A 19,530-nucleotide genomic window follows, 5' to 3' on the forward strand; every position below is an offset into this window, starting at 1 on the left:
CTGAGCCCACGTCTGGCGGTAGCGGAACGGCAGACCTCTGGCCTGGCCTTAGCGGTCTCGTCGTCACGCTCCGGGGCTAAAGGGGGCGTTTCCAGAGGGTGATGTGGCCTTTGTAGGTGGGTAGTTGCGGGCCTGGGACGACTTCGGTGATCAGTACTTCCGCGATGTTGTCGTTGGAGGTGATGGAACAGAGCAAGAGGCCGGTTTTGAGGATGCGGCCGTTGCGGAGCTCGGCCGCGGGCAGCGGGTGTGGAATCATGGCTGTTTCTTCGGCGCGGTCGCACACGGTGGTGCGCTTACCCACCACGGAGAAGATGCTGCCGGAAATTCCGTCGGTGCCGTAGATGAGTTCGCCAGGTCCCTGGAGGCTGCCTCGCTCGAACAGGGTGGTCTGCGGGAGGTCAAAATCGATGATGTTCCACTGCTCGGGCTTGGGCGGCGGCGCGAGGGTGAAGGGCCGCTCGGCGAAGATCAGCTTGTAGCCCCCGGGGGCTTCCGGGCTTGCTGAGGCCGAGGGAGACTGCTTCGTGGGGAGCGGCATGGTGGGGGAGTGCCCCGAGCCGTCGGGCCTGCCCTGGCTGTCCGGTCTCTGTATCGCCCAGGTCGCCAACGCTGCCAGCGCCAGCACTGCCAACGCACCGGAGGCGACAGCAGTAAGCGCCCGCAGTCGCCTAACCGGCTGTACGGCACTGGAAGCCGTCCCCGGAGACGGCGCATCGACCGATGGCGGAGGCCCGAACACGCCCAGTGGCACAACCCTTCCCGCCCCGCCCGCTCGCTCGTCCCTCGGGGGCCAATCGACCTGGGTCGGAGTCGGCGCCGGGGCGCTGAGCCACGAGGCGGCTTCAGCGGCGGCGGTGGCGAGGTCGCTGCTCACCTCGTTCGGCAGCCAGCTCACCAGGTCGCGCACGGGTCTGCCGCATTCCTGGCTGCACAGCCGGGCAAACTCCTCGGCGGTGGGGCGGTCCTCGGGCACTGCGGTGAGCGCGACCTGAAGGATGCGCCCTACGACGGGTGGGTATCCGTCAAGGTCGGGTGGTCTGGTTGCGGTCGAGGCGATGAGGGCAGCGATGCCGAGACCGGGGGCTTCGCCATAGGGATGACGGCTGGTCGCCGCGACCGCGGCGACCAGCGCCAGCGCGAACACGTCGGAGGCCGCGGTCAGCTCCCGGCCGAGCGCATGCTCGGGCGACATGAACTGGGGGGTGCCGATCACACCGCCGGTCACGGTCAGCTGGGTTGCCTCGGCCGCCCGGGCGATACCGAAATCGATCACCCAGGGTCCGTCGCCTGTGATCAACAGGTTGCTCGGTTTGACATCCCGGTGGACGAAGCCTGCCGCGTGTACCGCCGCCAGAGCCAGCGCCGCGCAGCCCACCAACTGCAACACGGCGTCCGGGGGGAGGGCGCCGTGCTGGTTCAGCAGATCCTGCAGGGACAGCCCCGGCTTGAACTCGGTGGCCATCCACGGCTCCTGCCCGTGCAAGTCATAGTCCAGCACGGGAAGCAGGTGGTACCCGGCCACTCGGGACGCGGCTTCCACCTCGCGGACGAACCGCTCCCGGAACGAGTCATCCTGGGCATGCTCGGCGCGGATCACCTTCAGCGCCAGCGGCCGGTTTCCCCGCGACCGGGTGAGGAAGACGCTGCCCATCCCACCCTCCCCGATCCGCGCCTCAAGGAGGTAACCACCTACGACCCGCGGGTCGCCGTCCCGCAGTGGCTGCAAACCGCCTCGCATCGAACCCCTCACCCCGTACTCGCCGCCCACACGGACGGGAGACTACCCGCCCCAAGCCGGGGCGTCATGAGTACGCGTACCCACCACCCCAGCCCGGAGCGGAGGATGGTCGCGGGGTCCACGGTGATCTGGCTGTCAGCCTCCGTCGCCGGTTGGGACTAGCAACCGGTCACCGCCCCACCGTGCGCAGGCTGCCGCCCCACAGTCCTTCAAGCCCCGGCTCACCACACAGTTGGCCCCATCCCCGACCCCTCACATCGCATACGCGTGATCAGACGGCTTCGATACCTCTCACGCAGCCAGGGGCGAGGAACGGCCAGATGGAGGCGACTCCGGCCGGGCGCCCGCCGTCCAATTTCGCGGCCGTCAAATAAGTGTGAGCGTTCATGCAATTCCCCAGTTGGTCGCGGCTTGTGACGGGCCGCCCGACTGCAGAGCGTGGGGCTGGACAGTGCCCTCAAGGGCGCCTTCGACGGCGCTCCGTGCTGGGCATTCGCCCACCCTTGACCGCCCTAACCAGCCCTGATGATCGGCGGCTATCGAGCGGCCCGAGAACCCTGGCGTGCGTGGGGAGCACGGAGCACCTCCGCCGCCTGCATGGAGACGCAGCAGTCGACTCCGCGCGCCGCCCCGCCGGGCCGCAAGCAACGAGGTGCGCAGCGTGTTCGTCACACGGATGGGTAGGGGCGGAGCTGCGGGAATAGCGGTGAGTGACCGTTGGAGATGCGCGGGCGCCGGGGCGCTGATTCGCTGGTGAGGTCCTCTCCCCCCAGTTCCAGGAGTGATCATGACTGTTGCAGGCGAATCCGGCGGTCGCGCCCAGCAGATGCGTGCCAAGGCCCAGGAAATGAAGGAGGCCGCCGAGCGTGCCACCGACCCGGAGGCGCGCAAGCGGCTGACGGACAGGGCCCGCCGCCTGCAGGAGGAGAGCAAGCAGCAGGAGAGCGGCGTAGGCGGCCAGAGCATCGACCCCATGTAGCAGCCCGGTATGGACCGGTGGCGGGCTGCGCGAGAGACCGCAACCGGCCCTCACCGCGTCCGGCTCCACCGATCGATCTGGCGTAGCGCTGTCCGGAGATATGCCGGGGGGCCCTGGGATCTGCCATGAGATCCCAGGGCCCCCCGTTCGTTGAGTTTGATTCAGTAGTTGTGGGGAGCTACGTCCGGTTCAGGATCAGAGGTGTTCGCTTCCGTAGTAGCGGCCGATCTGGTCGCGGTACTCGCTGTCGCCGCGGTGCCGGTTCTTGTCGTACTCGGGTGCGTCCTTGATCTGGTCTTTGGTGCGGCTGACGTGGATTTTCTCTTCGTTCATGTTGATGCTCAGGATGGTCCCGGCGGGCAGCAGGACGTGCTTGCCGAAGATCCACGGGCCGGTGTCGACGACGATGTGGGAGGAGCCCACGTCCTCGGTGGCCTCGTCGACCTTGCCGATGTGTCCGTCGGTGGCTTCGACTTTGAACCCGGTCAGGGTGCTGCCGGGCGTGTACTGGGACTCCGGGGGGTAGCTCCAGATATCAGTCACTGAGGTTGTCTCCTTCTGGTTTTGAAGTGGGTGGCTGTTGCTGTGTGGTGGGTCAGGTGTGCAGGAGGCTGTTGCGGCCGTTGTGGCCGTCGGTTTCCTCTTCGTCGGACCAGTGGCCGCCGGATGCGAGGTAGCGGAAGCCGTGGCGCTCCTTCACCGGCAGGGTGACCGTGACCGCCCGGGTTCCGTCCGGGCGCTCGGCCATGGGATGGATACCGGGCTGCCAGTCGTTGAAGTCGCCGACCACGCTGACCTCACCGGCCGGACGGCCGGCGGGCAAGACGAACGTGACCTCGGTGCGGTTCTTGCGCCGGGTGCGCTCCAGCATGAAACGTCAGCTCCTCACATCAGCGGGCAAGTGGCTTCACGATCCCTGCCCGCTGTGAAGGTGACGGCTGCATGGGACTACGCCACCCGATCCAACTGCCCCCGGACGGGCTCACGCTCGGAAGCCGGGCCAGCGAGCCCGACACGTGCAGCGAGCACGCACACGATCCTGCACAACCCCGAGGGACGCATCGAAGCCGAGCTCAGCTCGACACGCGCCGTACGAGTCCCACTGCGGAAATGAAAGAGAAGGACGTTCTCAGCCGTGAAGCTGCTTGACGAACCGGTCGTACCCAGCGTCGCCGGGGACGTCGATGGATTCGATGTGTTGCGGCGAGGCCGTCGCACCGTGCAGCACATCCGCGTTCGCGCTCTCGGGCCAGGGACGGGAAGAGCGGGTGTTCACACCATGACGTGCATCCGGCCATGGGTGCTGATCGCGTTCACGGGAGAACCGGTTGCTGACCGTCGCACGATCGGGAATGCGGCCCGTGGTGCCCTCGATACGGCCAGTGCCGCCCCCAGCTTCCTGCGCGCCAGCGAGGTGGCCCGGCTGGTACGGGGCAGCGCTGGCCAGGGCGCATGATATCGAGACCCTTCAGGACCAGTTCGAGGAAGCGCAGCGGCAACGCAGGATTCCCCGACGCGGCCACCGAACCGGTCAGGTGAGCCTGCGCCCGGGCTTTGGCGGGCGCCGCGTTTCGGGTTCTGTGGTGCGGTCGTTTCGTGTGGTGACGGGGTGTGATGAGGTGTAGCGTTTGCGTCAGTTGTCGTGGTTCGGAGTTCCCCTTTGCCCACGCCTTTGGTGTGGGTATTTTGCTGTGCTGTGTCGCAGGGGCCAGGGCGATTACCTCCGTCTTCCGTTGGGGGAGGCGTTCATTGGCTGGAAGGGCATGAGGATGGCTACGGGAAGTGTGAAGTGGTTCAACGCGGAGAAGGGTTTCGGGTTCATCGCGCAGGACGGTGGCGGCCCGGATGTCTTCGCCCACTACTCGGCGATCAACTCCTCGGGCTTCCGTGAGCTTCAGGAGGGCCAGGCCGTGACGTTCGAGGTCACGCAGGGCCAGAGGGGGCCGCAGGCGGAGAACATCACCCCGGCCTGATCTTCATAGTTCTGCCCAGGCCGCGCGCACGGCGCTCGGCGAGTGCCACCGGCCCCTGCGGCCGGTGCTGTTCGGCTGGTTCACCCGAACGGCGGGGACCCGCCTTCGTGCGGGGGTCGTTGACAGGGCCTGCGGTGCACAGGATCAGGGCCGCGCAGCAACGGGTTGCGCGGCCCTGATCTGTTGACGTGTGAATCTGGTGGCCCGGGTGACAGAACAATCACGGGTTGCTCGGTGGTCGTTGCCGGGGGGCGGTGGGCTCGTTGGAGCCGTCGTGGATGCTGTGGACGATCGGGCGCCGGTGGTCTTCGCCCGGCTGGCAGGTGCGTACTGGCTGGACCGCGAGAGCGATGACTGCCCGTGGTGTTGCGCGCTTCTGGCGGGCTCAGACCAGGACGTGGCCGTGCCGGCAGGCAACGGTGCCCGCGCGGCCCGCGATGCCGTATCGGGTTTCACCCAGCGGGCGAGGACAGTGATGCTGCCGGTCGCGGTGGCCACGGTGGTGTCCGCGCTGCTCGCAGTCGTGCTCACTTGATCGCTCGCGGTGGCAGTCTTCCCCTATGGGCGTTGCGAGTAGGTCATCGCGTAGCTCTTCCGCTGTCGGCGGCGGAAGGGCACAGAGCGTGCCTGGGGGCGCGCATGGCAAGCCAGTCGGCCGATGCGGCCGCCAGCGGCAGAAGCACACCTCACAGCGCCACCGTGAAGCCGAGTCCATATTGCAGAATGTGATGATTCGCTTTGCGCTCACGTCGACGGTCCGCACAGGTGCTGTGCGGCCCGTCGACGGTGTCCTCATCAAGTGGTCACCACGTGGGGCGGTAGAGGGCCCCGGGCGTATGCCAGGTTGGTGCTCGCGCGTATGCCGTGACGCTGTGCGCCCCTCCCTCGTTCGGAGCTCAGGTTGCTCAGGTTGCTGCGGTGTTCGGGGCCGACCGGAGACCACGGCGGGCACGGCCGCGTGGACCTGAATGCCACCAGGTCATTGACCGACGTCCAGTGCTTTGGCCACTCCACCAGCCCTCACGGAGCGGTTCGCCATGCGCTTCGTTGTGGGCTGAGACAGTCTGCGGTAGCGGGGGAGGGCCCGCGGCGAGAGTGGTCAGACGCAGATGCTGCCGGCGCAGATGTTGAGGTTGACGGGCAGGACGGTGATGCCGAACTTCTGGAGGTAGGTGGTGATGGTGGTGTTCTCCAGGTTGAGCAGCTGGACGGTGACCGGGAGGTTGACGCTGTTGTCGGCGACGTTCGCCAGGGCGACCTGAAGGTCGTTGAGCTGGGTGCCGTTGAGGACGTTGAGGTCGCCGACGTTGACGGTGGTGCCGTTGAGGACGTTGTTGACGGTGATCAGGCCGGAGCAGTTGACGGTGTGGTTGGCGCCGCCGCCCTGGTTGGAACACGTGTAGTTGTGCGGGCTGGTGGCGGCCTGCTGTTGTGCCCCGGCCGGAGCGGCGGCCCCTGCTGCCAGAACTGCGGCGAGACCGGTAGCGGCGGCGAGTCGAGCAAGCTTGGACATCGTCTTCTCCTCTGGTTGTCCGCACAGCGGAAAGACGGGGCAACAGGAGCCGCCGAATTTCTGCCTTGGGTTTCGCTCCGCAAGTCTTGGCCAGACACTTCTCTTTCCCAAGGTGCTATTCAGCTGGATAGCGTCCTCGCTGACTGGGCAAGTGCCGACGTCACGTCTTCCCTGGTCATGTCATACAAGAAGTTTCGGTCGCCCCTCGATCTGCGACGCCGATTCTCAGCCGCAGTAAGCGGCGCTGTCCTTTTGCGGGGTGAGGAATCGGCAGGTGAGGCCGCACGACTGGACGCGAAGGGTGGACCTAATTACGCCATGCTTGATAGGTGAAGCACGTCCTGAATTCACAAGGAACCCGTAGGGGCGATTTAATGTTGCCCGCGACAACTGTCCAATAAAAAACAGTAGAAGGCTTCAGATGTGAGAAGCCCCCCGTTCCTTGGACGGCCGAAAGTGGGTGGCGTGCACATGTGAGGTCGGCAGCTGCGCTTCCGCCTTCCTGGGGCACCGCATCGAGCTGCGTGCGTGGGCGGTCAGGTGGCTCGCCGCTCCGAAGCGCGGTAGTCGTTAACCCCCGCGGCACTCGTACGAGGAGTCTCCGGCTGTTCGCCTCTCACCGCATGGATCAGGCCGGTTCTCCGCCGGATACGGGCCGGGTGCGCGAGGATCTCCCTCCATCAACGGCATGGGCGAAGGGACCGGACATGGACGAGGGCAGGCGGATCACCGGCGCGGCGCGCGACAAGCTGGCCGCCCAACTCAGGGCGGGCTGCGAAGACGGGGCGACCATCCGAGCCTCGCCGAAGCCAACGGGCGGTCCTACGGCTTCGCACACGACCTCCTCCTTGAGGCCGGCGTCACCCTGCGCGGCCGGGGCGGAGCCACCCGCCGTCAGAAATGAACGCCGGGGTGATCGGACCGTGAAACGGCATGACCTTGTCCTCGGCCGTCTTCACCCCTGAGCCTGGTGGCAGGAGAAGGAGCGCCGCCGAGACTCCCCTCCAGTGCACTCGGCGGCGCGCCCGGCCTCGCGTCTCACGGCCGGCACAGGCAAGCTGGTAGAGGAAGGGCACACCCCCTGCACCGACCGGTGTGGCATGAACCGCAGGCGTGGTGCCCCGAGGAGGTGATCGTGCCATGGGACTCGTCGTTGTCCTGATCCTGGTGGCCGTCGTGCTGGGGATCATTGGAGCGGCCGCCGAGGGGCTGGGCTATCTGCTGGCCGTCGCCGTGCTGCTCTTCGTAGGCACCCTCGCTGCTGCCGCTGTCCTCCTGCCCCGGGGCCACAGGCGGGGGAAGCGGCGGCGCACGCTCCGGTGACCGCGTGCTCACCGACCCGCCATAGCGGTTCACACGAAGCAATGAGCAGGCATTGCTGCACCATTCCAAGGGCTCCGAGAGCCCGAGCCCCGCTAAGGAGGTGGCTTCCAGTGACGGAGCCGACCAGTGCAACCGCAGGAAGGACCGAGCCCCGCGCAAGCAGCCCGCGGGTGGAGCGGACCCGACGAGACGCTCCCCCCGAGTCCCGCGGGAGGACGACGATCACGGACGGGGTGGTGGCAAAGATCGCGGGGATGGCCGCCAGGGACGTCGCGGGCATTAACGCCCTCGGAGGCGGGCTAGCCCGGACCGTGGGCGCGGTACGCGACAAGGTTCCCGGCGGGCGCGCGAGCGTCACCCGCGGGGTCAAGGTTGAGGTCGGCGAGCGCCAGAGCGCCATCGACCTCGAGGTGGTCGTCGAGTACGGCATCGCCATCAGCGACGTCGCCGGCGATGTCCGCGAGAATGTCATCGAGGCTGTAGAACGTATGACGGGCCTGGAGGTAGTCGAGGTAAACATTTCTGTCAACGACGTTCACCTGCCGGACGAGGAAGACGAAGAAACCCCGGATACACGCCTCCAGTGACCGCACCGCCGACTGCGACAGCCTCACCGCCGCACAAGCCAGGCCAACCGCAGGTATGAGCGGTGAAGAGCCCCCTCCACGAGCCCCGCTCCGGTGGCGGGGCTCTGCCCCCGTCACCGCGTCTCGCGAGAGGCCCCCGGCCCTGCGCCGGTGGCATACGGCCTCGGACGCGTACCGGCCGGGGTTCAGGAGCGCCGCCCTGCTGCAAGCGCACGACCACATCACCCCCTGCGCCGGCCAGAGCGGAGCCACCCGCCGTCGGAAGGAACACCAGGGGCATCTCCCCCAGCCACCCGCCGGTGACCACTACCTTCCGGGCCCCCAGCCAGGCCCAGCGGTGTCTAAAGTAGGAAGTGCGTACGTGCGCCCAGCTCCGGAGGCGTGGGCACCGGGGGGACCAGGAGGGGGATCCGGTCGGAAACCCCGCGACCCGACGACTTCGGCGTCGATCCGTTACCGCTTGCTTGTTCCCGCGTTGAAGGGATACGTAGGCCGCAAATCCTGCGACCGACCCTTCATCTTGCAAGGAGAACTGATGCCGCGTATCGCGAAGGCAGCCGCCGCCATCGCCGGCGCTGGTGCCCTCATGGCCGGCGGAGCCGGTATGGCCACCGCCGACGCCGGAGCGCAGGGTGTTGCCGCGCACTCTCCCGGTGTCCTTTCGGGCAACCTCGTCCAGGTCCCCATCCACATCCCGGTCAACGTCTGTGGCAACACCGTGAACGTGATCGGCCTGCTCAACCCTGCGTTCGGCAACACCTGCGTGAACGACTCGAGCCGCGACAAGCACCACGGCGGCTACGGCGGTTGATCCTCACCTCCGGACATGGCTGGCCTCCCCACACGCCCGGGGGAGGCCAGTTGTGTCGGTCCGGCGACGGGCCCTGACCCCGGAGTTCGGACACACCGTAGATATCTGTGTGGATGAAGCACTATCCGCCGGGTCCAAGGCGGACGCGGTCGCGCTGTACCAGTCGGGGCCGGGAGCGACGATCAAGTCGGTTGCCGAGGACCTTGGGATAAACACTGAGACGCTGCGCAATTGGATCCGGGTCGCCGACGGTCGGCGCTCGGGCTCCCACTCGACGCCTCTGGACACGTTGGCCAGGCCCAGAACGCGGGTGCGGCCGAGCTTGCCGCAGTGCGGAAGCGGATTCGTGAGTGGAGGAGGAGCGCGGCATTCCCCAAGGCGGCCCGGTATTTCGCCGGGGAGACGCGCTGGTGAGGAGCCGCAAAGCAACTACTGCCTGTTCCGCTGCGGTTGTCCTTCCCGGGGTGGTAGACGAAGTTGTACGGGGATTTCTGGGGACGCGCCAGCGGTGCTGGACGTGAAGTTCGCCGTGGTGCTGCCGCATCTGGAGAACGCCAGCGCCGCTTGTATCTGGCGTCTGAGGCGAACGCATTGAGGCACGGCGGTGCCCAGGCTGGCAGCGGTGTCGGAGTCGACGATCGCGCGGAGACAGGCCGAACTCGCTGACGGGAACGTTTCGTCGGGGCGAGTGCGCAGACCAGGCGGAGAGGTCGCAGGTCAGCCACCGAGCGCGGCTCTGGAGGCGTTGGTTCGAGCTGCGGGAGCTCGGCGATCCGGTCTCGCCGTTGCGCTGGAATACGCCGACGCCCTGCGTCGGACGCGCCATCGCCGACGCTACCTCCACAACCCTTTGAACCACGGAGAATGGGCCAACGCATATAGAATAACTAAGCGATCGTCGATCGCTAGTTCAATTCATAAACATTATATCCCCGAACCATAGACAATCTCTTCTTGCCGGCTGGGCGCAAACCGCGCGCATCGGCACTGGGGAGGTTTCATGCATGGGATGTTGGCTGGCAAGGTGCGTTCAGTGTTGGTGGTCTCGCTGATGTCGCTGGGAGTTGTCGGCCTCAGCGCCGCTCTGGCAAGTGCTTGGACGGGGGGAATGTCTGGGTGAACTTCGGCAACTGGAATTGCCCGGCCGGAGGCTCGGTGGTCGGAGTTTACTGGGCAGTAAACGCCTATTCGAGCGGTCCGGCAGGTGGTGATTGGGGGGACAACGTCATCTACCCCCGAGTGCGGGTGGGGTCTGGCTCCCACAACACCCTGAGCTGCCAAGTTATGTGCAAGAAGTGGGGCTGGTACACGTACCGAGGTGCCGTGAGCCAGCGCAGCCTGACGCCGTACAAGTCGGGACTCAGCTACACCTACTGACCCGCTCAGCGTGATCATGGCGGTACCCGGTGGAACGGAATGCCGCCACGATTATCGATAAACTCCCTCGCGAGTCCGCGAATCTTGTTATTGATCCGAAACGGTTTGTGTTCTGGGTCGTTGGAGGGGTGCGAGCGATCTGGTGGGGGGCGCGCGGCATCTGTCGCTGTCGGCGCAGGAGGCCCTGCGGTTGCGGGTGGAGCGGCATTGCCACCCGATGCGCAAGACCGCCGGGTACACCAAGCGGCCATCGCTCTCGCATTGCTGTTGATGTGGGCGTGACACTCTTACGACAACTCCTAAACTCCTAGCTGCGGCTACGCACGTGGACCGTCGGCTTAACGTGTGGTGGGAGTCATGGTCCGCACGGCCAGTGCTGCGGCAGCCAGGATCACCACGGCGGCGACGATGATGACGATGATCCACATTGCATCCTCCACTCGTTGACAGCTCACACAGGCAGCCAGAACTGGGGCGTACGAGGGTCACCGCAGCGGGTGCTGCCCCTTGGAGTGCTACACCCAAGAATTTCATATATTGCCCAAGAAAGTGCTATCGGGCAGGTGGAGGTGATCCGCTGCGGAACGGCGACGACGCGGTGTTGGCAGGCGGGTCAGTGGGCCGGGCGACGGCGGCGTAGTACCGACCTCACGGCGAGGTAGAGCACGTCGGCGATCAGGAGCAGTACGCCGACCGAGAGCAGGTAGAGCAGGCTTTCGATGGTCGCGCCGACGATGACCAGCGCGATCGCGGCGATCAGCAGGAGGTAGAAGAGGGCCATGGTGTGATGCCTCGGTTCGCTGGTACGCGTGCCAAAGACGTGGCGCGGGATGGTCGTGGCGACCGTGCTGTACGCGTCCTCGGCCGGGGGGTCGTGGCGGCGCGCTTCCCCACGCGGAGTCGTGCGCGGCTCCAGTAGTGCCGTCGTCCGCCGACCTTGTGTCCGACGGATCCCAGGTTCCACAGGATGATGCCGAGGACGATCATGATGTCCGCCGATCTCACGGAGTTATGCAGCACCCTTGTTCCCAGGGTAGGTCCGCCCCCTGGCGGGTGCCTGTTCACGTCCCGGTCAGCGTCTGTGGCAACACCGTGGCGTGATCGTTTTGCCCAACCCGGCGTTCGGCAGGACCCGCGTGAACGGCTCGAGCCGCGACAAGCACCACGGCGGCTACGGCGGCTGATCCCTCCGGACACAACTGCGGCCCCCCTCACGCCCCGGGGGAGGCCGCAAAGTTGTCCGGTCCGGCAGATCCGGTCGCCGGTCCGGCCCGGCAGACACGCAGACACACCACCTAGGCGTAGCGGTAGTACTTCGTGTGGTCGAGCAGTTGCGCGGGGGTCACGTCCCACGGGGGCATCGGATCTTGGAGGCTGAAGACACGCCCCTGCTCCGGGTCGGACTCCGGCAGCTTCCGGCGCGGCAGGTAACCGGCACGGGGGTGCGCCTTCTGCCAGCGGATCCAGAGCAGGTCCATGAACGAGTGGTGGAGCCAGAACACCGGGTCGTTCGGCGAAGTGGCGCCCATCATCAGGCCCCCGACCCAGCGGTGGACCCGGTTGTGATTGAGCCACCTGTCGGGCCCGCCCGGACCCCAGCCCTCGATCCTGTTGCGGAACCCCCTGGAAACGGTGCTGTCCCACGGAGCGGCATCCTAGACAGGATCCCCCAGCGCCTTGGCCACGTCCCTCTTGGTGGGCAGCGCGACCGGGGCGGCGGGCCGGCCGAGGTCGCAGGTGAGGAATTTGCTGTCGGTGACCCGAGTGTTGATGTTCCAGTTGCCGCTCGCGTGATATCTGACCGTCGCGTACGCCGCCCCCGACCCGGCTCCCCCCGCCCCGTCCACCCGGCTCCTGTTCACCGCGTGCATGGACCTCGTCACCACGCCGTGGCTGGACGCGGTGAGGCGCCGTGAGCCGGCCGCCGTGGCTGGCCTGCGGGAGCTTGACCACAGGCTGCGCGAAGTTCCCTATCCTGCTGCACTCGACCTCCCGCACACCCTGGTCGAGTGGGTCACGATGCTCATCGTCACCCGTGAGGGTGACAGGCGCTGCAAACTCCCGCCGCACCGGCGCGCACTCGTCGCGCTGGTGTACCTGCACCGCCACGACACCCTCGCCCGGATCGCGGCCGGCTTCGGGATATCCGTCGGCACCGCCCACGCCTACGTCAACACCGTAACGGGCCTGCTCGCCGACAGGGCCCCGGGCCTGCTGAAGACGCTGCGCGAGCACGATCCCGAGTTCGTCCTTCTGGACGGCACCCTCGCCGAGTGCGACCGCATCGGCGGCAGCCGCGCCGAATACTCCGCCAAGCACCGCCGCCACCGGTGAACGTCCAGGTCGTCACCGATCCGATCGGCGAGGTTCTGTGGATCTCGCCCGCGCTGCCGGACCGCACCCACGACCTGACCGCGGCCCGCACCCACAAGATCATCCGGATCTGCGAACGCCAGGGCGTCCCCGTCCTCGCCGACCGCGCCTACACCGGTGCCGGCCTGCACGTCACCACTGGCCTGAGACGTCGTCCGCCCGGTGGGGAACTCACCCCCACCCAGCGCACCGTGAACCGCGCCCTCGCCCAGGCCCGAGCTCCCGTCGAACGCGGCATGGCGCGACTGAAGTCCTGGCAGATCTTCCGCAGATCCCGCATCAGCCCCAACCGCATGACCGTCATCGCCGAAGCCAACTTCACCCTGGAGAGGCAACGCTGAAAACGCTCAGTAACCGCCGGGGTCCGCCGGGTCACCGACTTGGGAGCGGCCGTGCTCACGGGCGTCGGGTCCGCGAGAACGGCAGGGCATGGCACATCCTGGCGGATCCGGACGGCAACGAGTTGTGCGTTATGGCCCCGCCCGACGCCCGCCGGACGGGGCCCGGAACACGGCCGGACTTTACCGAGGCCCGCGCCAATTTACGGTTACCGCATTGCGGTGGCCAGTGCCGCGCGGATGGCGTCCTCGCCGACCGGCTGGCCCTTCTCGTTCGAGGTCGGCCCGTACGGGGTCCCCCACACCGGCGTGTCCGTCGCCTGCCGCCAGCTATCGGCCAGCGGTCCCGCGTCCACCACGCTGTACCCGATGGATTCGATGAACTCGGTCACCGCCGCCTTCGCCGGCGCGGAGTCCCCTGCGATCGGCAGGTAGGAGCGGTCGGCCGCCCCTGCCTGGCGGGCGAGTGACAGCAGGTGCTTGAAGTAGATGTTGTTGAACGCTTTCACGAGCATGGCATCCGGGATGTACCGCAGCAGCAGCTCGCTCGAGGTGAGCGACTTGCTGTCGAGCTCGGGGATGTGCCCGTCACGCTCGGGGCCGTAGTTGCATGTGTCGATGACCGTCTTCCCGGCCAGTGGCGTGTCGGGCAAGTTGGGGAACGCCTTGATCGGCACCGTGACCACGACGATGTCACCGGCCGCCGCGGCCTCCCCGCTCGTTGCCGCGGACGCCCGCGGCCCCAGTTCTGCGGCCGTGTCCGCGAGCGTTTCGGGACCGCGCGAGTTGCTGAGCACGACCTGGTGCCCGGCCTCGATGGCGAGCCGCGCGATGGTACTGCCGATGTTGCCGCTTCCGATGAATCCCACAGTTGTCATATTCTGTCCCTCCAGAAGAGCCGTATCCTTGTCATCTGCCGGACTCGTTGCGGTTCGGGTCCCCTGCTGTGCGCGATGTTGGCAATCCGCACGACCGAAGACGGCACTCCCCGCTCGGGGAGGCCGAGGCCGGGGCCGACTGACGAAACCAAGCGGTCCGCCTCGTCCACGTCCGCTTCCAGTACCACCGTGAGCTCTCGGGCGAGCACCGCGTCGTCGCCGAGTACTCCCGCGCAACGGTGCTGTGTGTTGCGTGGGTCAGCCGTGCTTGACCAGGTCGTTGACGGCCTGGGTGTCTTTGTAGAAGGCGTTCGCGCCGTGGATCTTGCCCTCACGCACCGTGTAGTGCTCCACAACCTCCATCGGGAGTCGACGCCCGCTCTTCCGGGAGACGAATTCGAGGTTGAGCCGCATCTCCACTACCTCGCCGGCTTCGACGATGGCGTAGTCCCGCACAGTCATTTCGGCCGAAGTTTTGATCGCGCCTTCCAGTCGTGCGAACCCGTCGGGTCCTCGCCACTGCCCTGACCAGGGCAGGGTCTCGGCCTCCTGCCAGACCGCCTCCTCGTCGACCATCTCCAGGGCCCCACTCAGGTCATCGGCTTGCAGGCGGGTCACGAACTTCTCCAGTGTGGCCACATCGTTGCTGCCGGCTGAGGTGCCGGCGGGGAGGTAATGGCCGTTGTCCAGATCGGCGAGCAGGCTGGGTTGAGCAGGTTCCCAGCCGAGGGTCCGGCGGGTGATGAGGTTGGACGCCGGGTAGTTCTGCGTGACTATGTTCGCGAGGAACCCGAAATATCCCGGCACCATCAGTTCGTCCGCGGGAACGCTCACGGCGGGCAGGCCCAGACGGCTGCCAATGGCCTCGGCGATCTCGCGGAACGGGATGCCCCCGTCCTCAACCGCGTGCCAGTATTTGCCAGCCGGCCCCTTCTCCAGCGCCAAGCGGAACAAGGAGGCGACATCGCGGACGTGCACGGCGTTCCACAGGTTCGCGCCGTCTCCGGGGTAGCCGGCGAAGCCCTTCTCCTTCGCGAGCGCGATCAGCATGGAGAGGAAGCCGGCATCGGTCGTGCTGTGCATGATGTTTGCAATCCGCACGACCGAAGACCGCACTCCCCGCTCGGCGAGACCGATCACGGCGGTTTCCACGACATTGCGAACCCGCAAGGTGCCCGAGTACTCATCGCCGCCGGGAAGGGCAGGGTCCTCCTCGATGGCCGGCCGGCCCAGGTTCCCGGGCGACCCTATGCTCCCCGCCGCGACCAGTGGCTTTCCGGTTCCCGCGAGTGCCTCGCCGTACGCGAGCATGATCGGGAGCTCCGCAGCGGCAACGGCGTCGAGCCCGCCGGACGCAAGCAGGTCCTGCCTGTGCGCGACGTGGACGACACCGTCGGAATCCGCAGCCGCCTCCTTGAGCCCGTCGAGATCCTCGAGGTCGCCGCGGCGCACCTTCGCGCCGAGCGCGGACACCGCCGCCGCGGCGGTGTCCGACCGGGCCAGGCCGGTGACCTCGTGCCCGGCGGCGACGAGCTCGGGGATGATGTGCGAACCGGAATGGCCGGTCCCGCCAGTAACGAAAACGCGCACTGCTGCTCCATGTGACGGTAGGTGGAGGGGCTGTTCTTCTCGCGCCCTGGATCGACCGAGGTGATGCGACGCGAGAAGTGGTGGTGCGGGTGCGCTCAGCCGGGAAGGTTGACGCCGAGGGAGAAGTTGAAATTCCCCACGCCATGGCGGGCCAGACTGATCATCAGCAGGCCCGTCCCTTCCAGCCAGCGCGCCACCTCCAGGCCGCCGGCATCCAGCGGGCGCAGCCCGAGGCTCTCGATGAACGCCGCCACGCTCGCCTTGGCCCGCGCGTCATCGCCGGCGAAGAGCACGTCCAGCGGGCCGCCCTGGGCCAGGATGTGGCCGAATACGGTATTGAACGCCTTCACGACGTACGCGCTCGCCGGGACGGCCTTGGCGGTCTCCTGCGCGCCGGAAGTGCCGTCAGGGGTGACCAGCCCGGTGGCGTCGGCGTTGGACGTGTTGGAGATGTCGATGATGACCTTGCCGGCCAGCGCGTCCCCGTACTGGGCGACGACCGGCACGGCGCTGGCATACGGCACGGCGAGGATGACGAGGTCGCCGACCGGGGTGGTGCCGAATGTCCCGGCCGTGGCGCCGCCGCCGAGCGCGGCGGCCAGGTCCTTGGCCCTGACCGCGTCGCGGCCGATGACCTCGACGGCGTTGCCGCCCTCGACCGCGCGGGCGCCTATAGCGCGGGCCACGCCCCCCAGGCCGATGATGCTGATACTGCTCATGGTGTGCTGCCTTCTGGAGAGTCGGATAGGACGCCATGCCGACCCCGTTGTCATCAACGGTTGTGTGGTCGAGGCCGTCGGATGACGAGCCTGGAGGCGTCCAATTCCTGAGGTTGCCATCGGCCTGAATGGCTGTCCAAGACCTCTTTCAGCGGCTGCGATACCCTGGAGGCATCGCCGGATCGGGAGGCACCATGGATCTGGACCTGCGTAAGTTGCGCTACTTCGTCGCCGTCGCCGACAAGCTCCACTTCGGCCGCGCCGCCGATGAGCTGCACATCGCACAACCAGTACTCAGCCGGCAGATCCGCGCGCTGGAAAAGGATCTCGGCACCCCGCTGCTGACAAGGGACAGCCACGGCGTGTTGCTCACCGACGCCGGAAGGCAGCTCCTGACCGACGCCGGCCCGCTGCTGGCCTCCGCGCACGCGGCCCGCCGCCGGGTGACCGCGGCCGCGCGGGGCAGCCAGCGGATAATGGTCGGCTTCCGGGCAGGCATCGCGGTCGCCCCGGCGGTACAACTGTTCGCCAACCAGCGCCCGGACGTTCTGGTGGACGTGCAACGGATCGAATGGGACGACCAGGCCCCGATGCTGCTCGACGGCCGCATCGACATCGGCTATGTGCGGCTGCCCATCGACGAGGCCGGCCTGCGCGTCGCCCCGCTCTACACCGAGCCACGGGTGGCGGTGCTGCCCGTCGGCCACCGACTGGCCGGCAAGGAGGAAGTCACCGAGGCCGACCTGGCCGGTGAGCCACTGGTCTGGCATGCCGGCCCGAGCACGCAGCCCACCAGGCACCCGCACCCCAACTCCGGGTACCTCGCGCGCGGGGTGGACGAAACGCTCGAGCACGTCGCGGCCGGCCGGGGCATCTCATTCCTGGCCCGTTCGGCGACCGTGTTCTACTCACATCCGGACATCACCTATGTGCCCGTCCCGGATCTGGCGCCCGACCAGGTATGCCTCGCGGTGCCGGCATCGCGCATCTCGCCGGTGGTCGACGACTTCTTCACCGCGGCTCAGGCGGCGGCCGAGATCACGGCAGAATGTGGGAACTATGAAATGTGGCAGCGTGGAGGCGCTGCCGCTGCAAAGCACGGTTGAGCAGTTCGACTGACAACAGCAGCGCCAGCAGAGGGCGCGCGGCCACAGCAAAGGCGAAGGCTTTGAGCTCGGGGGCGGAGGCGATGTCGGCGCACAGTGAGCCTTTCTCGGTAACGTCTCGTGACGATTCGTGATCATGGTCGGGCGGTGCGGCCATGTTCGAGCTGGAGCAGGACGAGGGGTGTGGTGGCGAGCAGGTGCGCTGTTGGTCGAGGTGCGCGGGCAGGAAGCGGTGGACGTCGGTACGTCCTCACCGCACCGTGGAACGTGCCGAGCTTCAGCCGGGAATTCGTCCAGTTCCTCTCGGTTCCGGAAGCCTGGTGACCTGCTGAGCCGCTGCGAGTTCTTCGCGGGACTGCTCCCAACTCCAGCGACAGCTCGGTGGCGGCGCGCACCAGGGCGTGAACCCGTTCTCGCTCCGCTGCGAGATCCGCCTTGGTCTTCGTCAGGGCTTCGCGCAGCACGATGTTCTCGTCGGCCATGTTCTGGACGACCTGCGGAGTGAAGTTCTGCGCCCTGGCCCGCGTCCGGAACTCATCCACGAGCTCCTTGTGATCGCCGTAGACGACGTCGCGCCGTAGCCCGCACTCGGCGATCAGCTCGGTCCCCGTGAGCTCTCCGACGGGCGAGCGCAGGGGCGTCCCGGCCAGAAGGCGTTCTGCGGCGGCGCGTATTTCCTGACGTTCGGCTTCCCGGTCTCGGTTCTTTCGCGTCATGCGACCCGACCGCCTTCCATGTGCGTGGCTTCCGGACGTGACGCCTCGTGCTGCTCGATCACCGCGCAGATCTGCGCCGCTTGTGCGGCAGCTCGGTCCCGGCGCGGACGTGGAGTCATCGGGTCACGGGCCGTCCGGGCCACCGCGCTGGACCCTGACATCCCCAGATCCTCGTCGATGACCAGGATACGGTCGGCCTCCCAGCCAAGCCGGACCGCCCGGTCCACCAGGGCGTACTGCAGGCGCGTCGACTCCTGATGGTCCAGGAGCTGTTGTCGCGTGGACTGGCGGATATAGACCGCCGCGAGGCGTTGGAGGTGACGGTCACTCACCTTGCTGCCGGCCCGCTCCCAGGGCATCACCGCCGTCATTGCCGGTCCCGCTCAGCCGTCGCCACGGCGGTGCTCATCGCACGACTGGCCAGTCCCACCAGTTGTCGCACCACCACCTGCCGGTTCACTTCCGGCAGATCGCCCCACACCTGTTCGCCCGGCGTCGTCCGCACCGCCGTCTGGGGCCGACGTCACTGTCATCGCACATGACGACTCGTCCCCCTCACGGGCCCGCAACCGCTCGGTCACCGTGACCAGCCGCAACAGCCCTTCACGACCGATTATCGGCCCCCGCTCACTCTCCTGACCATCCATATACGCAGTGTGATTGGGCGATGGAGCGGGCCTTTGGCTGGCTCATGCTGAACCGCCGCCTGGCCCGCGACTACGAGACCCTCCCGGCCCGCTCCGAAGCCATGATCCACCTCGCCATGACTGACCTGATGGCCCGCCGCCTCACCGGCGAAGCGACCATCTCCTGGCGCGACCCCGCGAATCAGGATCTACACCTAATTTCGGGATGAAACATTGGGAAGAAACGACCTCTCAACACGCCCGACACCGCATGCACGCGCTCGTTGGTGTCACGCATGCCATGTCAACGCCACCCATCGGCACGCTGAGTCGCCACCGAAAGGGAGACAATTCCGTTCCGTTCGTTTGGCAGACCCATTTCCGGAGGCATCCTGCGCGGGATGTCGAGGTCTCATCTGCGACGGCGTCCACGGGTGAGGAGGAGCAGTGTGGTGGTCACGATGGTGAGGGTTTGGGCGGCTGCGGTGAGTTTTTTGTCGCTGGACCAGACGGGTTCGTACATGTTCGGGAGGGGTCCGAGTGCCCCGACGTCGACGTACTGGTAGATGAGCAGGGCGGCCAGTCCTCCTGCGGCGACCAGCCATGCGAAGGTGTCGGCCGGTCGGCGGTGCCATGCCAGGACGAGCAGGGTCGCGAGTGCTGCCAGGGCGGCTTCGGTCCGGAAGAGGGTGCCTTGGGTGATGGTGTCTCCGACGGCGTCGTACTGGTCCGCGAGGCGCGCGTGCACGTAGGCGTTCACCGCGAGCCCTGCGGCGGCCAGAATACGGGCTACGCCCCGTAGCAGCCGGTGCGCCGGACGGGCGGACGGTGGCGGTTCGAGTGGCATGCGTTTCCCTTCCCGGCCCGGGCTGAGTGCGGG

20 protein-coding genes and 7 pseudogenes are annotated in these 19,530 nt (G+C 67.3%); 12 read left to right on the forward strand and 15 right to left on the reverse strand.

Annotated elements, in window-relative coordinates; translation table 11 throughout:
* Window positions 1–76: 76 nt before the first annotated feature.
* Window positions 77–1,741, reverse strand: coding sequence for a serine/threonine protein kinase (locus QMK30_RS22565; protein WP_283520112.1), 1,665 nt, complete (start codon window positions 1,739–1,741; stop codon window positions 77–79).
* Between the two features lie 787 nt (window positions 1,742–2,528).
* Here QMK30_RS22565 and QMK30_RS22570 point away from each other — a divergent pair.
* Window positions 2,529–2,720 carry a DUF6381 family protein gene (locus QMK30_RS22570; RefSeq protein ID WP_283520113.1) on the forward strand — a complete coding sequence of 64 codons (192 nt, stop codon included), beginning with the start codon at window positions 2,529–2,531 and terminating at the stop codon, window positions 2,718–2,720.
* Between the two features lie 195 nt (window positions 2,721–2,915).
* Here QMK30_RS22570 and QMK30_RS22575 read toward each other — a convergent pair whose 3' ends face one another.
* The 3 genes from QMK30_RS22575 to QMK30_RS22585 all read right to left on the reverse strand — a co-directional run bounded on the left by QMK30_RS22575 (window position 2,916) and on the right by QMK30_RS22585 (window position 3,996).
* A complete protein-coding gene (locus QMK30_RS22575) occupies window positions 2,916–3,263 on the reverse strand; it encodes a PRC-barrel domain-containing protein (protein WP_283520114.1) in 348 nt (115 codons plus the stop codon).
* 52 nt (window positions 3,264–3,315) lie between these two features.
* The gene (locus QMK30_RS22580; protein ID WP_283520115.1) at window positions 3,316–3,591 is read right to left on the reverse strand and encodes an isoamylase early set domain-containing protein; all 276 of its coding nucleotides are present in this window, start codon (window positions 3,589–3,591) and stop codon (window positions 3,316–3,318) included.
* A gap of 258 nt (window positions 3,592–3,849) precedes the next feature.
* Entirely contained in the window at window positions 3,850–3,996 is a 147-nt protein-coding gene (locus tag QMK30_RS22585; RefSeq protein WP_283520116.1) for a hypothetical protein, read from the reverse strand.
* Between the two features lie 493 nt (window positions 3,997–4,489).
* Here QMK30_RS22585 and QMK30_RS22590 point away from each other — a divergent pair, with 493 nt between their 5' ends.
* Window positions 4,490–4,693: a cold-shock protein gene (locus QMK30_RS22590; RefSeq protein ID WP_283520117.1), complete on the forward strand. Its 204-nt coding sequence runs from the start codon at window positions 4,490–4,492 to the stop codon at window positions 4,691–4,693.
* Between the two features lie 274 nt (window positions 4,694–4,967).
* A complete protein-coding gene (locus QMK30_RS22595) occupies window positions 4,968–5,228 on the forward strand; it encodes a hypothetical protein (RefSeq protein WP_283520118.1) in 261 nt (86 codons plus the stop codon).
* 564 nt (window positions 5,229–5,792) lie between these two features.
* Here the strand turns inward: QMK30_RS22595 and QMK30_RS22600 are convergent.
* On the reverse strand, window positions 5,793–6,206 hold the full coding sequence (locus QMK30_RS22600) for a preprotein translocase subunit TatB (RefSeq protein ID WP_283520119.1): 414 nt from the start codon (window positions 6,204–6,206) through the stop codon (window positions 5,793–5,795).
* Between the two features lie 707 nt (window positions 6,207–6,913).
* On the opposite strand from QMK30_RS22600, the pseudogene QMK30_RS22605 reads away from it, so the two are divergent.
* The 6 genes and pseudogenes from QMK30_RS22605 to QMK30_RS38885 all read left to right on the forward strand — a co-directional run.
* Window positions 6,914–7,110, forward strand: a pseudogene (locus tag QMK30_RS22605) (helix-turn-helix domain-containing protein).
* A 236-nt stretch (window positions 7,111–7,346) separates the two neighbouring features.
* Window positions 7,347–7,529 carry a hypothetical protein gene (locus tag QMK30_RS22610; RefSeq protein ID WP_283520120.1) on the forward strand — a complete coding sequence of 61 codons (183 nt, stop codon included), beginning with the start codon at window positions 7,347–7,349 and terminating at the stop codon, window positions 7,527–7,529.
* A 110-nt stretch (window positions 7,530–7,639) separates the two neighbouring features.
* Entirely contained in the window at window positions 7,640–8,116 is a 477-nt protein-coding gene (locus tag QMK30_RS22615; RefSeq protein ID WP_502963199.1) for an Asp23/Gls24 family envelope stress response protein, read from the forward strand.
* 535 nt (window positions 8,117–8,651) lie between these two features.
* Window positions 8,652–8,927: a chaplin gene (locus tag QMK30_RS22620; protein ID WP_283520121.1), complete on the forward strand. Its 276-nt coding sequence runs from the start codon at window positions 8,652–8,654 to the stop codon at window positions 8,925–8,927.
* A 109-nt stretch (window positions 8,928–9,036) separates the two neighbouring features.
* Window positions 9,037–9,186 (forward strand): annotated as a pseudogene (locus QMK30_RS38880) (transposase); the annotation flags it as partial.
* A 228-nt stretch (window positions 9,187–9,414) separates the two neighbouring features.
* A pseudogene (locus tag QMK30_RS38885) lies at window positions 9,415–9,727 on the forward strand (ISAzo13 family transposase); the annotation flags it as partial.
* Window positions 9,728–10,917: 1,190 nt separating this feature from the next.
* Here the strand turns inward: QMK30_RS38885 and QMK30_RS22630 are convergent.
* From QMK30_RS22630 to QMK30_RS38895, 3 genes and pseudogenes are all read right to left on the reverse strand, one after another.
* Complete coding sequence (locus QMK30_RS22630) at window positions 10,918–11,085, reverse strand: hypothetical protein (RefSeq protein ID WP_283520123.1); 168 nt, start codon at window positions 11,083–11,085, stop codon at window positions 10,918–10,920.
* 514 nt (window positions 11,086–11,599) lie between these two features.
* Window positions 11,600–11,917: pseudogene (locus QMK30_RS38890) on the reverse strand (tyrosinase family protein); the annotation flags it as partial.
* A gap of 42 nt (window positions 11,918–11,959) precedes the next feature.
* Window positions 11,960–12,175: a hypothetical protein gene (locus QMK30_RS38895; protein WP_502963200.1), complete on the reverse strand. Its 216-nt coding sequence runs from the start codon at window positions 12,173–12,175 to the stop codon at window positions 11,960–11,962.
* A 148-nt stretch (window positions 12,176–12,323) separates the two neighbouring features.
* Between QMK30_RS38895 and QMK30_RS22645 the strand changes: the two are divergent.
* Window positions 12,324–13,018: pseudogene (locus QMK30_RS22645) on the forward strand (transposase).
* Between the two features lie 206 nt (window positions 13,019–13,224).
* On the opposite strand, the gene QMK30_RS22650 reads toward QMK30_RS22645, so the two are convergent.
* The 4 genes and pseudogenes from QMK30_RS22650 to QMK30_RS22665 form a co-directional block, all read right to left on the reverse strand.
* Window positions 13,225–14,130 (reverse strand): NADPH-dependent F420 reductase, encoded by a 906-nt coding sequence (locus tag QMK30_RS22650; protein ID WP_283520124.1) that lies wholly within the window; start codon window positions 14,128–14,130, stop codon window positions 13,225–13,227.
* 21 nt (window positions 14,131–14,151) lie between these two features.
* Window positions 14,152–14,532, reverse strand: coding sequence for a nuclear transport factor 2 family protein (locus QMK30_RS22655; protein ID WP_283520181.1), 381 nt, complete (start codon window positions 14,530–14,532; stop codon window positions 14,152–14,154).
* Window positions 14,533–14,556: 24 nt separating this feature from the next.
* Window positions 14,557–15,483: pseudogene (locus tag QMK30_RS22660) on the reverse strand (SDR family oxidoreductase); the annotation flags it as partial.
* Window positions 15,484–15,578: 95 nt separating this feature from the next.
* The gene (locus tag QMK30_RS22665; RefSeq protein WP_283520125.1) at window positions 15,579–16,202 is read right to left on the reverse strand and encodes an NADPH-dependent F420 reductase; all 624 of its coding nucleotides are present in this window, start codon (window positions 16,200–16,202) and stop codon (window positions 15,579–15,581) included.
* 194 nt (window positions 16,203–16,396) lie between these two features.
* Here QMK30_RS22665 and QMK30_RS22670 point away from each other — a divergent pair, with 194 nt between their 5' ends.
* Window positions 16,397–17,308 (forward strand): LysR family transcriptional regulator, encoded by a 912-nt coding sequence (locus QMK30_RS22670; RefSeq protein WP_283520126.1) that lies wholly within the window; start codon window positions 16,397–16,399, stop codon window positions 17,306–17,308.
* A gap of 134 nt (window positions 17,309–17,442) precedes the next feature.
* Here QMK30_RS22670 and QMK30_RS22675 read toward each other — a convergent pair whose 3' ends face one another.
* Together QMK30_RS22675 and QMK30_RS22680 are read right to left on the reverse strand one after the other, a co-directional pair.
* Window positions 17,443–18,024: a hypothetical protein gene (locus tag QMK30_RS22675; RefSeq protein WP_283520127.1), complete on the reverse strand. Its 582-nt coding sequence runs from the start codon at window positions 18,022–18,024 to the stop codon at window positions 17,443–17,445.
* Window positions 18,021–18,395: a hypothetical protein gene (locus QMK30_RS22680; RefSeq protein ID WP_283520128.1), complete on the reverse strand. Its 375-nt coding sequence runs from the start codon at window positions 18,393–18,395 to the stop codon at window positions 18,021–18,023. The genes QMK30_RS22675 and QMK30_RS22680 overlap by 4 nt, the downstream gene beginning before the upstream one ends.
* A 290-nt stretch (window positions 18,396–18,685) precedes the next feature.
* On the opposite strand from QMK30_RS22680, the pseudogene QMK30_RS22685 reads away from it, so the two are divergent.
* A pseudogene (locus QMK30_RS22685) lies at window positions 18,686–18,880 on the forward strand (IS5 family transposase); the annotation flags it as partial.
* Window positions 18,881–19,062: 182 nt separating this feature from the next.
* On the opposite strand, the gene QMK30_RS22690 reads toward QMK30_RS22685, so the two are convergent.
* Complete coding sequence (locus QMK30_RS22690) at window positions 19,063–19,497, reverse strand: hypothetical protein (RefSeq protein WP_283520129.1); 435 nt, start codon at window positions 19,495–19,497, stop codon at window positions 19,063–19,065.
* Window positions 19,498–19,530: the final 33 nt, after the last annotated feature.

The organism is Streptomyces sp. H27-C3 (genome assembly GCF_030063415.1).
GTDB lineage: Bacteria > Actinomycetota > Actinomycetes > Streptomycetales > Streptomycetaceae > Streptomyces.

Excerpts from the sequence above, each read along its gene's own strand:
- QMK30_RS22565 (WP_283520112.1), bottom strand. The coding sequence starts at position 1,741 with ATGCGAGGCGGTTTGCAGCCACTGCGGGACGGCGACCCGCGGGTCGTA.
- QMK30_RS22570 (WP_283520113.1), top strand. The coding sequence starts at position 2,529 with ATGACTGTTGCAGGCGAATCCGGCGGTCGCGCCCAGCAGATGCGTGCC.
- QMK30_RS22580 (WP_283520115.1), bottom strand. The coding sequence starts at position 3,591 with ATGCTGGAGCGCACCCGGCGCAAGAACCGCACCGAGGTCACGTTCGTC.
- QMK30_RS22590 (WP_283520117.1), top strand. The coding sequence starts at position 4,490 with ATGGCTACGGGAAGTGTGAAGTGGTTCAACGCGGAGAAGGGTTTCGGG.
- QMK30_RS22600 (WP_283520119.1), bottom strand. The coding sequence starts at position 6,206 with ATGTCCAAGCTTGCTCGACTCGCCGCCGCTACCGGTCTCGCCGCAGTT.
- QMK30_RS22610 (WP_283520120.1), top strand. The coding sequence starts at position 7,347 with ATGGGACTCGTCGTTGTCCTGATCCTGGTGGCCGTCGTGCTGGGGATC.
- QMK30_RS22620 (WP_283520121.1), top strand. The coding sequence starts at position 8,652 with ATGCCGCGTATCGCGAAGGCAGCCGCCGCCATCGCCGGCGCTGGTGCC.
- QMK30_RS22630 (WP_283520123.1), bottom strand. The coding sequence starts at position 11,085 with ATGGCCCTCTTCTACCTCCTGCTGATCGCCGCGATCGCGCTGGTCATC.
- QMK30_RS38895 (WP_502963200.1), bottom strand. The coding sequence starts at position 12,175 with ATGCACGCGGTGAACAGGAGCCGGGTGGACGGGGCGGGGGGAGCCGGG.
- QMK30_RS22665 (WP_283520125.1), bottom strand. The coding sequence starts at position 16,202 with ATGAGCAGTATCAGCATCATCGGCCTGGGGGGCGTGGCCCGCGCTATA.
- QMK30_RS22670 (WP_283520126.1), top strand. The coding sequence starts at position 16,397 with ATGGATCTGGACCTGCGTAAGTTGCGCTACTTCGTCGCCGTCGCCGAC.
- QMK30_RS22675 (WP_283520127.1), bottom strand. The coding sequence starts at position 18,024 with ATGACGCGAAAGAACCGAGACCGGGAAGCCGAACGTCAGGAAATACGC.
- QMK30_RS22680 (WP_283520128.1), bottom strand. The coding sequence starts at position 18,395 with ATGACGGCGGTGATGCCCTGGGAGCGGGCCGGCAGCAAGGTGAGTGAC.
- QMK30_RS22690 (WP_283520129.1), bottom strand. The coding sequence starts at position 19,497 with ATGCCACTCGAACCGCCACCGTCCGCCCGTCCGGCGCACCGGCTGCTA.